This window comes from Photobacterium sp. DNB22_13_2, assembly GCF_052873915.1.
The window spans coordinates 67106-84845 of record NZ_JBNNXU010000004.1; the positions used below are offsets into that span (position 1 = coordinate 67106).

Here is a 17740-nt window from a genome sequence, read left to right on the forward strand (position 1 = left end):
CAACAAACATATTGCTGATATCACAATCGTAGCCTTAGGCAAAAGCAGCGGTTGATTTAACTGGCCATTTCTCGCTTTTGAGAAAGATACTTTATCCAACTCTTTGATGCAGAGCTCGACTCGATATTGTCAGCTTGCTTGGCGAAGATGATCGCTTTTTCAAAGTTATTCAGCTTGTAATAGGCTCTTACCTTGGCCAATGCTACATCGGCGTCATGCTGTTTATCAGATACCTTATCCAGCTCAGCAATCGCCTGCTGGTAATAGCCTTGCTGCAGTAATAGCTGAGCTAGCTGCCATCGGTATTGATTATTCAGCTGCGCGGCTTGCTTCCAAATGGCGATAGATTTATCCCACTCTTTAGCAATTTGCCAATATTGCGCCTGCGAAACAACAAGCTCAACATCAGTCGTTGCCCCATCAAGCTGCGAATACAGGATCGCGGCTCTTTCCGGAATACCGCGCTGCGCATAAAGCTGAGCGAGGGTTTTCAAATCCTGCTGGGAAAGCTCAACACCTTGTCGACGTGCCAACGCCAAAGTATCCAACGCTGACTGTGACTGACCCAAACGCAATTGGATACCAGCAGTCTGCTGCCACCAAACCAATTTATTAGGTTCAAGCACAATCAGCGCTTCCAGTGTTGGCAACGCCACCTTCCACTGCTGCTGTTGTAGTTGGGCTCCTAACTTGATGGTTAGTGGCTGAACATCCATTTTACCAGCGTACTTGGCGTAAGTATTGATAGCCGATATCGTCTGTTTCCACTCAGAAATCTGATAGTGAGACTGAGCGATACGAAGCCACAGTTCATCGGCTTTCTGATTTTCCGGGATATTTTTGCTTAACGCATAGTAATGCGGTAATGCCTGCTTAAACTTTTCACTCGATAGTAAAATATCCGCGAGCATTCGTTGCGTGATCCAAGCTTGCTCATCTTGTAACAACCCTGAATTGACCGCTTCAGTCAAATTTGAGATCGCTTTAGCCGTGTTATCCTGCTGCCAATAAAACACACCCAACATACGTTGAACGTATGCTTTATCGTAATCACGGGATGGGTTTAGTCCTTCCAACAAGGTAATCGCGTCACCAACCTTCTCGTCTTGCTGAAGGTTGTGAGCACGCTGAACCCGACCCGCCGTATACTGTGATAACTCAGCAGAGATCGCTTGTTCAGGGATCAGGCCAAGAGGAAGTGATAAAGCAGCAATTAATGTCAATTTTTTGATCATTTCTCTATCTTAAACTCCAATCTGACCGTTTGACCGACCTGTGCAATCGACTTGCCATCAACGACTTTAGGCTGGTACTTCCATTTTTTCAAAGCCCTCATGGCTTCACGTTCAAATAAACGACGCGGCTTGGCATCAAGCACACTGATATCTGTTGGGCGGCCTTGTGGATCAATCGTAAATGACATTACAACGTAACCTTGGGCGCCCTGCTTCATCGCGCGAGCAGGATACTTGGGCTCAACACGATACAGTGGCATCGCTTGTTGATTAGCACCAAAATCAGAAAAAGTCGGAACATTGATCGCTAAACCGGATACAGAAGCGTCTAGGTTAAGGCTGGGCATCGACGGGCTCACCGTATTTGTCGCAGCCTGATTAGAGGCTTGAGGCGTTGCCTTTGGTGGCGGTTCTGGTGTTTCAGGCTTCTCCGGCACAGCACGTTGACGGCGCTGAGCTTCACGCTCCTGCTCCTCCATCACCATATCAAACGCTAGCAATTGCTTTTCAGTTTCAGGGCGTTGATTGCCGTTATCCACCATCCAGGCCATAAACGTGAACAAGCCTAACGCCATCAAGAATGCGGCGGGAATTGCAATAAGTACACGCAGCATTAGCGCTTCTCCGCTGCCAACGCTATTTTCTGCACACCCGCGCCTTTAGCTGCATCCATTACTCGAACAACCGTACCGTTGTAAGCATGTTCATCAGCTTGGATCACCAAGGATGCTTCAGGTTGTTCAAGCAACAAATGTTCTAACGTTGCCTGAACACGCTCGACATCAACAACACGTTTATCGATATACACATCATTGGCTGACGTGATAGCAATAAAGATACCCGCATCTTTTTGGCTGACGACATTACTGGCTTGCGGACGATTGACTTCGACGCCAGATTCACGAACAAATGAACTGGTCACAATGAAGAAAATCAACATGATAAATACAATATCCAGCATAGATGTCAGGTCTACCTGAGCATCTTCACGAGCTGAAGAAGGACGACTCAGTCTCATTACTGACTCCTCAATAATTTTTCTAACTTAATTTCGCGCTTGTGACAGGACTTCGCTAAGCGAGAATGTACAAACATTCCCGATAGTGCTGCGACCATACCCGCCATTGTCGGTAATGTAGCTAGGGAGATCCCTGACGCCATCAACCTCGGCTGGCTACTGCCTTGAGTGGCCATCACATCAAATACCGAAATCATACCGGTAACGGTACCTAGCAGACCAAGCATTGGACAAATTGCCACAAGAACCTTGATCAAATTAAGGTTCTGGTTAAGAGCAATATGTGCTTGGCTTAACCAACCATCGCGCATTGAGCGTGCATACCAAGATGAATGATCATCCCTTGATTGCCATTTTTCCAGCCAAAGCTGGCGCTGTTTTGGGTAGGTAATGAGCAGGTATAGAACCCGCTCAATAACTAAAATCCAGCAAAACATCACTACCGCAGCTAACCACCAGAGTACCTGACCACCTTGGTTCATGAAGGTCTCTAGCGAGAATTTCCAAGCATCAAAGAATGAAGCTTGCACAAGCGGAACTTCATACAGATTGCTTTCCATTATGCGGTAATTCCTGCTTTTTCAGCTTGCTCAGCGACGAGGCTGATACCTTGTTTTTCAAGAATAGTGCGGATAGTTTCAGCCTGGGTTGTCAACATGTTATGTGCAAGAAGCAGTGGCATCGCCGCTACCAAGCCCAGAACCGTTGTTACCAGTGCCATGGAAATACCACCAGCCATCACGGTTGGATCACCATTACCAAACTGTGTGATCACCTGGAAGGTTTCAATCATACCGGTTACCGTACCCAGCAGACCCAGCATTGGCGCAAGTGCTGCCAACAGCTTAAGCATAGAAAGCCCTTTTTCCAGACCTTGCTGCTCGTCAACAATGGTTTCGAGAAGACGAAGTTCAAGCGCTTCCACACTGCGGTTTTGCTCTTTGTTGTATACGCCAAGTACTCGACCGAGTGGGTTATTGCCTGGAGTTTCAGGTGTTTTAAGCTGCTTTTTGATCTGCTGGCGAATTGCAAACAATTTAGCGCCGCGGAACAGACCAATGCTCAAACCAATCGCCAGTAGGCCAAGGATAATTTTACCTACCACACCACCGTGCTCGATACGATCCTTCAGCTCTGGTGCATTAGCAAGTTGCTCAAGCATGATGCCGCGAGAAGGGTCAACAACCATTGACTGCATGCCACTTTGTTCAAGCTGTGAAAGCTGATTGCTTACAGGGCCATCTTGCGGCTGCTTTAGGTATGGCTTTGCGGTTTCTCGCTTACCATCCCAAGCAAGGTAACCTTGATCACCGATCAAGCCAAGGCTACCTAAACGGTAAGCATCGACATTGGTCGTTTGTCCCTGACCATCAATGAATGGTACAGATACAGCACGCAATTCACGGCTTGCTGAAATCTGCTCTTCAAGCCCTTTCCACAGACCGTTAAGTTCTTCTAGTGAAGGTAGTGTTCTGGCTTCAACGATACTATCGATTACTTGACGATATTCGTTACGGTCAACACCGGTAACAGAGAAACCCATTTCTGAGTCAAGATCTTTTGCCGCCTGACGTACAACGCCAAACAATTCACCCAAGCTACCGGTTTCTAGACGCAACTGTTCTTCAAGCTTTGCCAGATCGTTTTCATTTTTGCTGAAAGTAGCGCTGAATTGATCAGTTTCGCTCTGAAGTTGCTGACGTTGCTTGAGAAGAGCATCACGCTGAGCTTTGAACTCTTGCTCTGTCATTTTGAAACCCTGCTCACGCTCAGCATTATGTTGCTGCTGCACGTTCATTTCTTGGCGGGTATCTTGAACCAATGCCGTGTTGGCAGATAGATCTGAGGCTGAAACCACAGGGATTGAAAACAGGCACAATGCTGCCACTAACGCTTTGATTTTCATGTTACTTAGTCTCCACGTCAACTGAAACTGGCAGGGTAATTAGGCTTGGAGCAGCCTGCTTGGAAGCAATAGCAAATGCCTTGTTGATACCTGAAGCGAAAGAACCATCAAGTGATTGCCAAACTGAGTCTTTTTCATTCCAAGACCAGTATTTGGTACCGTCGAGGCTACGGGCAACAAGAGATATTCGGCCCAAGTACAACATGTCCGCTTCAATCGAACCTGTATCTAGTGCCACTTGCCCTTGATAAATACCCATCTTGGTACCGTAATCAAGTTCGATTTGATAGGCTTCTAAGATACGGCGGTATTTTTCTGCATCACTGATATCAGCCTGAACCATCATTTTTTCAAGCTTTTCAATGCGAGTTAAACGCTGTTCTCGACGGATAGGCTTATCCGTTTCAACATTGGCTTTCAGACCGTTTAGCATACTGTACATCAAAGGAACAACACCCTGTCGGGTATCTTTAATCCCTTCAATCTGCTGATTCAGGCTAGTTTTCTCTTGGTTCTGGCTATCAACCAAGTTAGCCAGATGATCGCGGTAAACCTGAAGATTTTTCACTTCTTCCTGAAGCTGTTCAATTTCAGCTTTCATCGATAGTGTTTCTTCTGCACTGCGATCAATCGTTTTCTGACTGCTCGCGGACGCTTTATTCATTGAGCTCTCTAAATGTCGAGCTTCACCTAAGGTGCTGGCCTGAACACCAGCGGTAAGACCAAGCACCAGTAGTGCCAGGCTAGTTTTCTTAATATTCATTTTAAAATCAATGCACTAATAAAAATTAAAAATCTTCAAACTCTGAAGGCTATACCAAAAACAAATAAACTCACCGAGTGCTAGTCGATGAGTGAAATCAATATACATCAAATGAAAATCGATATCATTTGAATTTACATTAATTAATAATACAGTAAAGGGGGAAGCACACGGCCCTCCCCCTTTATTAATCAATTAGTAACGTACTTGTAACGTGGCCATGTAATTGCGGCCTTCGCCTAATGTCACGTTGGTGTTATCGCCACCCATCATGTAATCAGTATCAAAAACATTTTCCACATTGAATCGAGCAATAAAGTCTAGGTTCTGATCGTAATGAATAGTGTGTGATATGCCCATATCTACACGCGTGTAAGCATCTTTCTTGAACGTGTTAGCATCATCACCGTAGCGCTCACCTACGTATGTCAAACCAAAGTTAACATTGGTGTTGTTCTCAAACGCATATCGAGACCACACTGTCGCACCGAACTCTGGAACATCTGCTGGACGGTTCCCTTGGTATTGTTCGTGGCTCTTGTATTCCGCATCGAGGTACATCGCGTTACCGTGTAGCGAGAAGCGCTCGGTCAGGTAACCTTGTAAAGAGAATTCAGCACCGCGGTGTACTTGCTCACCACCTTGTGTTTTGGTGTACGTACCGTCAGAGTTTTCAATATCAAGGGCGACATCTTCTAGCGCAATGTCAAATACCGCACCAGTGACAAACAAACGCTCGTCAAACAGTTCCCACTTAGTACCCATTTCATACTGTTTACCACTGCGAGGTTTCAGGTGCTCACCATCATTACGGTAAACTTTACCACGGCCACTTGTTACTTCGCCCTGTGGTTCAAAACTTTCAGAATAAGACGCATAAATAGAACCATTGCTTAGCGGATGATAAATCACAGCAACTTTAGGCGTAATCGCATCTTCTACAAGGTCACTGCCTTTAGTTTCTTCACGGTCATAACGTAGTCCAGCCAATGCCTGCCACTGATCATTAAACGTTACCATATCCTGAATATAGAAACCGTAAGAGTCACGCTCCGTTGGGGTTTTAGGGCCGGCATTTTGGTAGTTCAAACCATCTGGTTTCTCAAGAGGCTTACCAACCTCAGCGGTAAGGCCTTTAATCGAGTCTGTTTTGCCCAGATAGTAATAACCTAACCAGTTAGAACCAACTAACAACTGGTGATCAACACCAAGAGCTGTGAACTCACCTACAAAATCCAAGTAAGCCGTATCATACTGCCAGTCATCTAGTCGATCGTAGCCCTGATATTCAAATGTACCGGTTTCTGGGTTGTATGTTTCAGGCTTTGAAAAGCTTTCAGTATCGTGACGCAAGAAGTTCTGATGGTTATAGCTTGCTGACAGGCGCCAAACATCATTAAGTTGTGCGACAACGTCAACACCGTAGTTCTCAACGTTGTTTTCAATCTCTGACCACTGGGCATCCCAGATGTGCTCATTCCCCAGAACGACTTGGCCATCTTTAACGTATGCGCCTGAGTCAACACTGCCCTTATCACGAGTCTTGTCGTAATGAGCAGATACCGTCACATTGTCATTAACGTCATAATCAACAAACAAACCACCGACAAAGCGTTCTGTCGAAGCTGTGCTGCCATCTGTATATGTACGCCAGTTGTCATAGGTTTGCTGAGACACAACGGCACGAGCTCGCAGTGTTTGCGCTTCGTTCAGTGCCCCGCTTACATCAACAACGGTACGTGATTCATTGTCCGAACCGATATCTTGGCTGACATTGATTTGCGTTTCGTATGTCGGTTTCTTTGATACCATATTGATCAGGCCGCCCGGTGCTGATTTACCATACAGCAAACCAGATGGCCCTTTAACGACCTCTACGCGCTCCAGCAGTTCAATCGGCTGGCGGTAATGAGACCAATGCTGTTTTCCATCACGCAGGAAGCCACTACCGCTCTGTATTTCAAAACCACGCAAAGAGTATGTCACACGGTTTCGTGTTTTATCACCAACCGAGACGCTGGAATCGTTTTGCAGCACTTCATCTAGTGAGCTTGCGCGTTGCTCATCAATCAGTTGTTCATCTATAACCGACACTTGACCAGCTGTTTCAAGCTGAGTTGCTTCGATACGCATCGCTGTTGTATTGGTATCTGCCTTGTAACCATAGTCGCGACCCGTTACGACCATGTGCTCATCGACATCAGTCGCCGCTGTGTGCTCTTGGGCATAGACAACAGGTGCCGCTAGGATGGCACCAATAAGTAAAGTCAACTGACTTTTGTTAAACATATTCCGTTACTCCAAATCGTTTGAGATACAGCGCCTTATAATTGATTTCTGTTAGGCGTCTTAGTCGTACCCACATGCATTTTTGTGCTGGGATGGAATATAAGTGATAACCATTACCATTTGCAGTTAATTTACATTCTTTGCATTCGTAAAGAAGTGTAAACTTACGCCAAACGGTTACTGCAATGAGATGTACCCAGCGACTTCAAGATGCAGGAGTCAGAGCTAACTTGGGTATAACGATACAGGAAATGTGTCATTTTCATGGTAGGCAGGTATAATGCGGCGTTTTTTAAAAATTATCGGTACATTTGAAGTGACAGAAGCAAACCTAGATAACGTTCGTCAGCAACTGACAGCCCTTAACCTAAAAGCAGACAAAATGCGTATTGTCACCGTTTCTGCTATGGATGAGGATGTACTTGAATCATGTACATCTAATGAGGGTGAATGTTTTTTTAACAGTTATATGAATGTCATCTACGGTAGAGGTGATCGCTACGTGCTTGGCTACCGCTGTGACGAAGAAGTGATTGATCATGCTATTATCCGTAAAGGCGATAAGTACTATGACCCAACACTGCAAGCTGAAGGCGGCTTCAAAGAATATCAATACGCTATCATGACTGAATTCACTGTCTTCGACATGATGAAGCATGCCAAAAGCAATAAAGATTTTCCGCCAGATGTAGACTACATCTTTAGCAAAGCTGGTAAATTCAAGAACGTGATCGATACTGAACGTCTTAAGAAATAACACTAAGCCCGATGTCGACCATCGGGCTCTTTTATATACTCTAGTTACTTATATATTACGCTTTTGGTAACTGAACCTTGACTCGAAAACCCTCAGAGTAGTTTTCCGCATCCACGCAGCCATTCATGAGAGTTGCAGCTTCCTTAACAATAGCCAATCCCAACCCGTATCCGCCGGATTGCTTTTCACGAGACGACTGTATCCGGGTAAACGGGCTAAATATTGATGTTAAATGTTTAGCTGATATCCCATTCCCCGAGTCTTCAACCCAAAGCTCGAGACCTGTCCCTTCCACATCCCAGACGGATACACAGATCTTTGCTTGCTCTCCAGCATACTTAATGGCGTTACCAATTAAGTTATTTAATATGCGCAGTGTGAGGCTGTTATCGACTAATGCAAGCCGTTCCACGCTTCCCCCAGTGAAACCGAGTGTTTGCTGCCCGATTAAACTATCTTGCATCTTATCGACTTGCAGCACACAGAGTGCGGATAAGTCTGTCGGCGCCAGCCTTAACTGATAACTGGCATTTTCAAGCCTGCTGTATTCAAGGATCTCACTCACCAACTCGTTCATCTCGGTAGATTCACGCTCCAGGCGGTCTAGCAAACCATGATGCTCTAGAGGTAGCTTCCTTCTTAGTAGGTGTAAGGCTAAGTCATGACGTGCTAAAGGTGTTTTTAGTTCATGTGACACATCTCTAATCAAGCATTTTTGTTTTTCAGATAACGCATCTATTCGACGCGTCATATGGTCAAAACTATTTGCCAATGCGGCGAATTCCGTCACAGTATCACCGACTTCATGACTCACCCTTACCGAGAAATCGCCTTCCGCTAGACGATGACTAGCACCTTGAAGCTTATTGAGTGGTTTTTGTAAATACCGAGCCAACAGCAGAGACAAAACGCCTAAGATCAAGCCAGCTATTACTACCTTTATAATGGTAAAGTAGTAGGTAAAGTACCGTGCGGGATGATGATTGTTGGGAAACTGAATGACTAACGTATGCCCCGTCTGCAACGGAATGGCAATAATAGGCTGATTAACCTCATTATCGAAAACCGTATCTATATCCCGAGCATATTGAAGCTTGAACTCAAAATGTGGATGCATGTCTCTGCCACTGACAGCATACTGATTAGCGTCTAAGACAAATAAGTAGTACTTCTGTCCCCGCTCCCAATCAGCAAGTTCATCCATATCACCTTCGGTGACATTCACTTCCGCTTGATAAGCTAGCTCAACCATTTCTGTTCTGATCTTATCCGGAATATGTAACAGCACCCTGATCATCGCTGCTTCAGCAAGATTCTGCAGCAAAAGAATAATAAACAGGCTGATAGCAAATGAAGAAAATAGCTTGAAAGCTAAACCATCTCGATCACCGAGACAAAATGCAGATTTAATTTTGTGAATAACAATACGACTCATTACAAATAACATGAATTTTTTTGCTAGGTTAACATATACTACGAGCAATATTCAGTCGTTTCGGCAATCCAAGCCCAAATGTGGCAAATACGGCAATATGGCACTCTGTTTAACTAAATTTAAGCATCAAAATAACAAATTTAGTTTACACAACTGTCTTATTCGCTATGTATAATGTTTAATTACTGTGGCTATATTGGAAGAGATGTTTGCAAGGAAGCAAAGGATGAAAAACTTTACTATTTTGACATTCTGTTTATTCATCTGGGGTTGCACCTCCGGTGTTCGCCTAGATGTTCCCGACACTTTGGCTAACTCCAATGCCGATAAGGGTTACCTTGCAGGTAGCCTTGGCGTCACAACCGAATGGCCATCTACGGGAGAAGGGATCAGCACCACCCTATTCATACGCCCTGCCGGTCAGTCAGACCAGATTACCTTAACCACTATCCCAAAAACAAAGAACACAGATTTCCAATCGGAAACAGATCAAGGTCAGATTTTCGTCACGGCTTTACCGGTAGGCCGATATGAAATAAACCAAGTCCTCTTCAAAGGAACTAACGGACGTAAATCTGTTCGCTCCAAATCAAACGACGACCTAGGCATATTCTTCAACATTACAGCAAACCAAGTGACCTATATTGGACAGTTTATCACCTCAAGCTTGGTTGCAAACAGTCAACTGTGGAATACACCTTACCCTAGTGGTTTTGGTGTTGTACATCACAGCTATGCCATAGACAGGGATCAAGCCTTGATGAGAGAGCATTTCCCCGTAATAGAATCACTCTCTTTTAATAAAACTGAACTGGATGGATATGAAGCGAATAAACTCGCCTCTAAAGTCATTGAGCAGTAACGTATAGATAATAGTTATTGGAAAGGGATCTCCACCTGGATAAAAACATCTTCGAAGTTACGGTCTTCGTGCCAGCGATAGTCAAATCTCAGCCTTGGTGATTGACCTTTTTCTCCACCAATACCAAAGCTCATTTGTAAACCATACTTTTTTATCAGATCTCTAACTTCTTCCACATCCAGCAAATCATCTTCAGCAAATTTATCAGGCATCCATACACCTAACCCATAAAAACTAGATGATACATTCGAAGACAAAAATGGAGAGTCGAGTTCTCGAGCCCAATTATCCCAAAAGCTCTCTTGTGGCTGCTCTGCGGGTTTCCAATCACTCATGACAGGCGCAGGACTAACCTCAGGTTGTTGGTGGACTTCATATAACTCGGATGGAGAACAGACAACAGCAGAAATACATGTTGAAGTGTTAAAGTACACTGTTGATAAAAGCAAGCCAGAAGATAAAGCCAATACAACCATAATTACTACTTAACCAAACTCACCATAAAACAATCAACACCCAGCAAAGCCTATTTGGCATACCACTTATTATCATAAAGCATTTTAGCGACATTACCGGTTGTTAAATGTGATATTTCGCAACTATTGATAATATGCTCGCGTATTTGCGTACTACGAACCTTTACGGTTTCAGGACATGCAAGTACCTGCCAGCGCTGAATTATCTCATCGGATTTATAGAACTTTCCGAAGTTTAAAAAGTTATCCGGGCCAACAACAAAAGTTAAATTTGATCCAGGATAAATACCTTCTAGGGTTTCAAGCACCGCAAACGTCGTTATTGCTTCATCCCCGACCGCCATATCTCGCTCTAGCGTAGATAGTTCGATGTTATCTTGCGACAAATCTTCAATAAATGCTTCTACGAGTTTACAGCGAGCATCGTAGTCTAACATCTGTTTACCCCAAGCATGGCTGTAGCTAGGAAGCAAAATGACTTTATCAAAATGCGTCAAACGTTCGATGACTGACTTATGGCCAAGACTTGGTGGATTAAATGCACTACCGAAAATGGCAATTGATGCTGTCATGGCTGTAATGTCCTTTTTTTGTGCCGTTTTACTGATTATTTTACTTATTTAACGTAAGAGGATTGATCCTTACATAGAGTTATCGCATATTTTGCAAAAGGTTTAATGCATTTCATCTATTTTTTGCATTAAATAACGCTATATGGTTACAAACTGGGCAAGCCCCTGAGGATTGATTCATTATGGAACAGTTAATCCGCGACGAAATGCGCGTATTACCAGAAATTGATACGGACTTTGAAATTGAACGTCGAATTGCGTTCATTCAGAAGAAACTCAAACAATCAGGATGTAAATCACTGGTTTTGGGTATCAGCGGCGGGGTTGATTCAACTACGCTTGGCCGCCTGGCACAACTCGCTATTGAAGGCTTGAATACTGCCAATCAAACCAATGACTATCAATTCATTGCCGTTCGTTTACCATATGGTGAGCAAAAAGATGAAGATGAAGCGCAACTCGCATTGTCATTTATCAAGCCTAGCCATTCAGTCAGCGTAAACATCAAAGACGGTGTAGATGGTACTCACGCTAGTACTCTATTAGCGCTAGATGGCACCGGCCTTGTTCCCGAGAGCCAAGGGGCTATCGACTTCGTAAAAGGCAATGTAAAAGCCCGTACACGCATGATTGCACAATACGAAATTGCCGGCTTAGTCGGCGGTCTAGTATTAGGTACAGACCACTCTGCCGAAAATATTACCGGTTTTTACACTAAATTTGGTGATGGAGCTTGTGATCTTGCCCCTCTCTTTGGCCTAAATAAGCGCCAAGTCCGTCAGGTAGCCGCAAGATTAGGTGCACCAGAGCAACTTGTAGTTAAGGTACCAACAGCGGATCTTGAAGAACTTGCGCCGCAAAAAGCTGACGAAGATGCGCTAAACATCAGCTACGAGCAAATCGATGATTTCCTTGAAGGCAAAGAAGTTGAACACTCTGTTGCCAATCGTTTGGTTGGGATTTACCAAGCCACGCAACATAAGCGTCAACCGATCCCGACAATTTACGACGAAGAATAATATTCACATTTTGCCACGTTATACATTAAAACGAAAAAGGGCTCATTTCTGAGCCCTTTTTTTATGATGCTTCGGAAAAGCGCAATAGGTTATCGAGTTCCCACCAAATCGCTTCGCATAATCCTTTGCGGTACACCGACTGCTTGAATGCATGGTGCTCTTCTTGATAGATCTGGTAAAAATGATGATTACTATACAAGCTAGCTCTTACATTTGCTAAGCGGTCGCAGGCTTTAACAATTAAAGCAATTCTTGCCGCTTCTTCAACGGTGTCCAATGTAGCCAAACGCTGATTAACGTGCAGCTTTCTTTCTTGCCTACTATCCAGCTTGTCATCCGTCATATAGCTGACCGAATCAGCAACTAGAAACCCAAAGTCAGCAACAAGCTCATCTATCGATGTTTCAGTATCTTCGAGTACATCATGCAGCTGCGCGACAATCATCGCATCGGTGCCAAACGGACTGGCTAAGCGAGAAACGGCATCGAGATGGATATAATATGGGACGTCACCGTACATTTGATCTTTGTGTTTGGCCCGGGCCAAAGTACGCGCCTTGAGGTAACGGTTGTTCATCCTTCCCTCCTTCATCTAAAACCTGACAACGACCACACCCCATTAAATAAGGCCAAAGTGAAAGCAAGGGTGTGATTCACTCTTTCAACGTTAGATTTTACTCACTTTGTAATAAACAAATGAGATTTATTGCACGATTTGATGAAAAAACGGGCACCAAATGGCACCCGTTTCAAATATTCGTTTCAGGGATAAGACAAATTATTCCTGATCGCTTTCCGACTCGGCTTTTTTCGCTTCAGCTTCACGTATTGCATTGGCCACCATCATGATAGCTTCACCGCTGCTGATCCCTTGAGCCATCAGTTCATGGATCTTATCGGCTGCTTCTTGTTGCTGTGCATGAGTCAGTGACGGACCGTTGTTGAGCATAATTCATTTACCCGAAATTAATGAGCGCATAGTGTATTGACTTGTGCCGATATTGTCACCTGCTATTTAACCCGGGCGGCCATCTACACGAGCTTTAGATAAGATAGGGAAATATACAGCAGTGAAAATCGCAAAGGCTAAAGCCCATAGCCCAGCCGAAATAACATATGCCTGAATAGTCAGTGCTGGTTGCATGGCAATAAGCAATGTACGGGCAAGCGTCGCTAAAACCAAAGCAATGAAGGCAACCACTATGATAGGTTTAATCTCTAATGCCCGGCCAGTATGACCCAAAGATACACGAGCAATCATAGCTAGGATCATACACCCGATACCACCAACGGTAAGGGTATGAAGCGCAATGCTATAATTCACACTCCCGAACGAATAGTGAATGGCGAACAACAGTAACCCGATAACCATTGCTAAATACGCGAAGTGTAGCAACCATAGCAATGGCACACGAAGCGTTGACAGGCTGCGCCAACGCAAAAAGCGAATGAGATGCATAATCCCAGTAACAGCAAATAACAGCTGTAATGTCACTTGTGAAATATGGCTTGGTATTGGCAGCAGCACATTAATCAGCAACAACCAACTTGGAACCAATGCTCCAAGCTCTAACCATGCGATTCGCGTAATTTGCTCTGTCTGAGTGCCACGCCAAGTGAAAAAAGGGATTACCCTGCCCCCGACAACAAGGACGATAACACTGATCACCATAACCGTAGCGAACGAAATTGTGCGTAATGGAATGTCAGTCATTCCCAACGCACTAAGGTGGAATAATGCGTTAAGTACCGTCATCAAAACAATCAAAGGTGCAAAAAACAAATTGTTCCATTGCCGGCGAATAATAATTGGATAGGCAAGAAACCCTGCAGCCAAAGGCATCCAGGCCAAATCAATAATCATCCAAATAACGTTTGGGGTGCTTGTAAACATACCCAATCGGGCAACAAGCCAAAATACAAAGATAGCCGCAAGTTTCCCCCCCCTCACACCAGGATTGCCAGTCCAGTTTTGTACGGCGGTTAACAGAAAACCGATAATAATCGCACCAGTGAAACCAAACAGCATTTCATGGCTATGCCACCAAACAGGATTGCTATACATATAGCTTGCTAAAGAGACATTTCCGGCCCAGAAAAGCCCCCACAGCAGCATAGATACAACAGACAGCATACTGGCTGCTAAGAAAAACGGACGGAATGCTAAGCGAAACAACGGCAGTATTTTTTGCTCTTTTTCGCTATCTAGAATTTGCATCATGGTTTCATTACCCACTTTAAACATGCATAAATAATACACCTTTAAAGTTGCAATGAAAATACATCTTTAAATATAAATTTCAGACACGCTTAATTACCAATATAATCACGGTCTTGATCTGAAAATCACATTTCTGAATGTTCTACAGGTCTAGTAATACTTTGAATATCGCGGATGGTTATTTCCCCCTGCCAGCGACTTTGAACAATACCGACACTCAACCAGTACCGTCCATCAGGCAGATCAACATCAGGCAGAGTCGTTGGGAGCTTTCCATCAACATTCTCCGTCCATAACGGGGTCCACGATGTATCATTGAGATCGTAGATATTCATTGAAAGTACCGGTGACGGGCACGCTTTATCAGGAAGGCCATTTTGTTCAATCCGCCAGTTTTGGCTATCAACCCACCCTATTCGTTGTTTACCCAAGGGGCGAGTTAACAAAACCCAGGTTTTATAGCTTTCTTCGCCATCGGCACTAATGATCATCTGGTACACCCCTTCACTGCTCGCTTTTTCTAACCTTTTGGTTTCGATAGCAAAGTAGCCACCTTTTCCCGTATTAGGAGTTGCGGAAAGAACTGACTGTTCAGGCCAGCGAATAAAATCGATGTTGGTGATCCGCTGGTCTGATGTACCAGTAATAGCCAAACGCGGTAATACCTGATTTTGGTTCTGTACCATTTCTCGCTGAATAATTAAACTCGATAGCCAAGGCGGCAAAGCCGTGGCATCGAGGCTACGCCCACAATCTTCAGTGATTGCCAGTTGTAACAGATCATTGAGGTTATTTTGATATTCAATATTGGGCGATTGCTGCCAAGCTTGCACCATTGCGCCAAAGCTCTCGTTGGTTTTACCCTCGAGCAACTTTTGGTGCGCCATGGTAATCAGATCTTGTGACACAAACCAGTTCGCTAGAGCATTCGGCGCCCATAGCGCCGAATGCAAAATCAATAATGAACAGGTAACGGAAAAATTGGACATCCGACTTACGCAGACTTCATTCGGTAACCGACACCACGCAATGTCTCGATCTCAATGCCTGGCAACTTTTGGCGCAGCTGAAGAATATGCGTATCAACCGTCCGCGTTGTCGGATAATGATTATATCCCCAGACCTGATCAAGTAGCTCATCACGTGTAAATACACGTCCAGCATTTTTCGCCAAGAACACCAAAAGCTCAAATTCAGTACGCGTCAAAGTGACAGCGTCACCCGATTGGTTTACTTCACGGCTATCCAAGTCGATTATAATGTCCCCAACGGTCACCGTATTACTCGGTGCCGCTTCAGGTGCACCAGAACGAAGGTGAAGGCGAATTCTCGCCAGCAGCTCTTCTTCGGCAAACGGTTTCGTGAGGTAATCTTTAGCACCCGAATCTAGCCCAATGACTTTATCGGTAACAGAGACCATTGCAGTAAGCAGGATCACTGGCAGCTGTTTTATCTTCAACCAATCACTCAGATAGCTGAGGGAGTCCCCTTCAGGCAACTGACGGTCAAGTACGACAAGATCTGCTTGAGCCCAATGCTCAGCAACATTAGACGCACAATCAGCGTACAGGCAGTGGTAACCTGCCCCTCTTAAGCTCTCGAGTAAACCATCAGCAAGGTTGCGGTCATCTTCAACCAGAAGCAGAGTTTGATTCACACGGTATCTCCAATATAAAAGTGGTCGGAGGGCCAACTAACTTCATTCGCCCTCCCATTCTTCGGATCATCGATTCTACGATTGTCAGCCCAAGCCCTAATCCGCGCTCGCTGACAAAGGGCTTTCTTAATCTTGCCCAGTCTTTAGCACCGAGCTGGCCGTTATCTGAAACGCTAACAATAAGTTTTCCGCTCGAATACGATGATGTTAATTTTACAGGCTTAACGCCATACTTGTGGGCATTAGACAACAGATTGTCGATACAAGTGCCCAACCAATATATATTTACATCTACAGGGCGATCCTCAGCAAGATCCAGTGTGGCTTCATACGGCTCACTCAGGTACTCAACCCATTCATTAAAAGAATCAACATGTTGTACACTTAGCTCTTGTTGATTCGCCTGTAAGTAATCTTTACTTGCCTCTGCAAGTTGTCTTAAGCGTCGAGAATCCTCGGTCAACCGCCTGAACTCATCATATAGGGTTTCTGGTAGCGCATCAAAATGTCTACGAAATCCCTCTACAGTCATCGCCAAGCTTGCAATGGGTGTTCGCAGTTCATGGGTGAGTATTTGAAGGACTAGCATGCGCTCCTGCATCGCCCTGCGGCGAATACGCCACCGATAAAACCCCCAGCCAAACAACAAGCTGATGTTGATTACCAACAAACCGACCAAAAGGTAGAAAGTCAGATGTGATTTATCTTCTTCCTCCCAACAAATATTGCCGCTTTTGAGTATGCAAAAGCTGGTTGTATTCAATCGAGTGAAGTTAACATCAAATTGGCTAAGGACCGGAGACCACCGAGGTTGGTCATACACATGGAACTCATTGCCATTACGGATCCATAACTCACCATTAGAGATAAATGCTTCTGCACCAGCAATATATACCTGAATCTCATCTCGACTCATCCGCTGTAACCGCCCTAAGGCGGTGTTCGTCGGCGCTAAATCGCGCTCTTGAATATGGAGGAAGTCCCCCAGCTTTTCATCAAGATCCGGATGCTTAATCAAATATCTTGATGCATAACTTCCACCACCTGGGTGAATATATCCAGCTCTCGCAAACCAGCCGATAGGTAAAATCGTGTTATTACAAATCGCACGAGTAAAGACCAACGGCTGAGTCAACAGCGGTGTCACAGGCCAAGGTCCTTTACAGGACAATGAACTATTATATAAACGCTGTAAAGATTTCAGCGGATACGTTGCTGACTGCGGTAACAACGAAGACGGTAGCAACAGCTGCGTAGGGAATTGACCCTGTAGTTTTCTGAAATCATAAGTCGCTACTGATTCACTTGCTAATAGCTCTGCTCGAACGCCGTTTAAGCGCTCGGGTAAGTTTTCTGCTGACGCAGTATTGGTGCCGACAAACAGCAGTGAGAACAGTAAGACGAATTTTTTCATAAGTGAAGTCTATCACCCCGCTTTCCCGATTTGTCAGGGCTTTGTCATTAGCCTGATGGATAAATGTGCATTCGATCATGTAAACATTCTCCATAGAAAATCGACAGTTACATGTA

19 protein-coding genes are annotated in these 17740 nt (G+C 44.6%); 3 read left to right on the top strand and 16 right to left on the bottom strand.

Annotated features, from left to right (window positions below; genetic code table 11):
• Positions 1–56: 56 nt before the first annotated feature.
• The 7 genes from ACVA58_RS07765 to ACVA58_RS07795 all read right to left on the bottom strand — a co-directional run bounded on the left by ACVA58_RS07765 (position 57) and on the right by ACVA58_RS07795 (position 7211).
• Positions 57–1235, bottom strand: a complete 1179-nt coding sequence (locus ACVA58_RS07765) for a tetratricopeptide repeat protein (RefSeq protein WP_446509869.1) — start codon at positions 1233–1235, stop codon at positions 57–59.
• Complete coding sequence (locus ACVA58_RS07770; protein ID WP_446509870.1) at positions 1232–1849, bottom strand: energy transducer TonB; 618 nt, start codon at positions 1847–1849, stop codon at positions 1232–1234. Before ACVA58_RS07770 ends, ACVA58_RS07765 begins: the two co-directional genes overlap by 4 nt.
• Positions 1849–2253, bottom strand: a complete 405-nt coding sequence (locus ACVA58_RS07775) for an ExbD/TolR family protein (protein ID WP_107296501.1) — start codon at positions 2251–2253, stop codon at positions 1849–1851. Before ACVA58_RS07775 ends, ACVA58_RS07770 begins: the two co-directional genes overlap by 1 nt.
• Positions 2253–2813, bottom strand: a complete 561-nt coding sequence (locus ACVA58_RS07780; protein ID WP_255044418.1) for a MotA/TolQ/ExbB proton channel family protein — start codon at positions 2811–2813, stop codon at positions 2253–2255. Before ACVA58_RS07780 ends, ACVA58_RS07775 begins: the two co-directional genes overlap by 1 nt.
• Positions 2813–4159: a MotA/TolQ/ExbB proton channel family protein gene (locus ACVA58_RS07785; RefSeq protein WP_446509871.1), complete on the bottom strand. Its 1347-nt coding sequence runs from the start codon at positions 4157–4159 to the stop codon at positions 2813–2815. The genes ACVA58_RS07780 and ACVA58_RS07785 overlap by 1 nt, the downstream gene beginning before the upstream one ends.
• A gap of 1 nt (position 4160) precedes the next feature.
• A complete protein-coding gene (locus tag ACVA58_RS07790; RefSeq protein WP_446509872.1) occupies positions 4161–4922 on the bottom strand; it encodes a DUF3450 domain-containing protein in 762 nt (253 codons plus the stop codon).
• A 195-nt stretch (positions 4923–5117) separates the two neighbouring features.
• Positions 5118–7211 carry a TonB-dependent siderophore receptor gene (locus tag ACVA58_RS07795; RefSeq protein ID WP_446509873.1) on the bottom strand — a complete coding sequence of 698 codons (2094 nt, stop codon included), beginning with the start codon at positions 7209–7211 and terminating at the stop codon, positions 5118–5120.
• Positions 7212–7491: 280 nt separating this feature from the next.
• Between ACVA58_RS07795 and ACVA58_RS07800 the strand changes: the two genes are divergently transcribed.
• Positions 7492–7968, top strand: a complete 477-nt coding sequence (locus tag ACVA58_RS07800) for a hypothetical protein (RefSeq protein WP_446509874.1) — start codon at positions 7492–7494, stop codon at positions 7966–7968.
• A 55-nt stretch (positions 7969–8023) separates the two neighbouring features.
• Here ACVA58_RS07800 and ACVA58_RS07805 read toward each other — a convergent pair whose 3' ends face one another.
• Complete coding sequence (locus tag ACVA58_RS07805) at positions 8024–9415, bottom strand: histidine kinase sensor domain-containing protein (RefSeq protein ID WP_446509875.1); 1392 nt, start codon at positions 9413–9415, stop codon at positions 8024–8026.
• 214 nt (positions 9416–9629) lie between these two features.
• Between ACVA58_RS07805 and ACVA58_RS07810 the strand changes: the two genes are divergently transcribed.
• Positions 9630–10265, top strand: a complete 636-nt coding sequence (locus tag ACVA58_RS07810) for a hypothetical protein (protein ID WP_446509876.1) — start codon at positions 9630–9632, stop codon at positions 10263–10265.
• Positions 10266–10279: 14 nt separating this feature from the next.
• On the opposite strand, the gene ACVA58_RS07815 is transcribed toward ACVA58_RS07810, so the two are convergent.
• Together ACVA58_RS07815 and ACVA58_RS07820 are read right to left on the bottom strand one after the other, a co-directional pair.
• Positions 10280–10741 carry a hypothetical protein gene (locus ACVA58_RS07815; RefSeq protein ID WP_446509877.1) on the bottom strand — a complete coding sequence of 154 codons (462 nt, stop codon included), beginning with the start codon at positions 10739–10741 and terminating at the stop codon, positions 10280–10282.
• A 50-nt stretch (positions 10742–10791) separates the two neighbouring features.
• On the bottom strand, positions 10792–11313 hold the full coding sequence (locus tag ACVA58_RS07820; protein ID WP_446509878.1) for a nicotinate-nicotinamide nucleotide adenylyltransferase: 522 nt from the start codon (positions 11311–11313) through the stop codon (positions 10792–10794).
• A 182-nt stretch (positions 11314–11495) separates the two neighbouring features.
• On the opposite strand from ACVA58_RS07820, the gene nadE reads away from it, so the two are divergent.
• Entirely contained in the window at positions 11496–12332 is an 837-nt protein-coding gene (nadE, locus tag ACVA58_RS07825) for an ammonia-dependent NAD(+) synthetase (RefSeq protein ID WP_446509879.1), read from the top strand.
• 61 nt (positions 12333–12393) lie between these two features.
• On the opposite strand, the gene ACVA58_RS07830 is transcribed toward nadE, so the two are convergent.
• The 6 genes from ACVA58_RS07830 to vxrA form a co-directional block, all read right to left on the bottom strand.
• Positions 12394–12909: a phosphohydrolase gene (locus ACVA58_RS07830; RefSeq protein WP_446509880.1), complete on the bottom strand. Its 516-nt coding sequence runs from the start codon at positions 12907–12909 to the stop codon at positions 12394–12396.
• A gap of 201 nt (positions 12910–13110) precedes the next feature.
• Positions 13111–13281: a YoaH family protein gene (locus tag ACVA58_RS07835; protein WP_446509881.1), complete on the bottom strand. Its 171-nt coding sequence runs from the start codon at positions 13279–13281 to the stop codon at positions 13111–13113.
• A gap of 66 nt (positions 13282–13347) precedes the next feature.
• Positions 13348–14577, bottom strand: a complete 1230-nt coding sequence (locus ACVA58_RS07840; protein ID WP_446509882.1) for an NnrS family protein — start codon at positions 14575–14577, stop codon at positions 13348–13350.
• Between the two features lie 101 nt (positions 14578–14678).
• Entirely contained in the window at positions 14679–15542 is an 864-nt protein-coding gene (locus tag ACVA58_RS07845; RefSeq protein ID WP_446509883.1) for a DUF2861 family protein, read from the bottom strand.
• A 5-nt stretch (positions 15543–15547) separates the two neighbouring features.
• Complete coding sequence (locus ACVA58_RS07850) at positions 15548–16210, bottom strand: response regulator transcription factor (protein ID WP_446509884.1); 663 nt, start codon at positions 16208–16210, stop codon at positions 15548–15550.
• Entirely contained in the window at positions 16185–17624 is a 1440-nt protein-coding gene (gene vxrA, locus ACVA58_RS07855; RefSeq protein ID WP_446509885.1) for a sensor histidine kinase VxrA, read from the bottom strand. The genes ACVA58_RS07850 and vxrA overlap by 26 nt, the downstream gene beginning before the upstream one ends.
• Positions 17625–17740 lie beyond the last annotated feature (116 nt).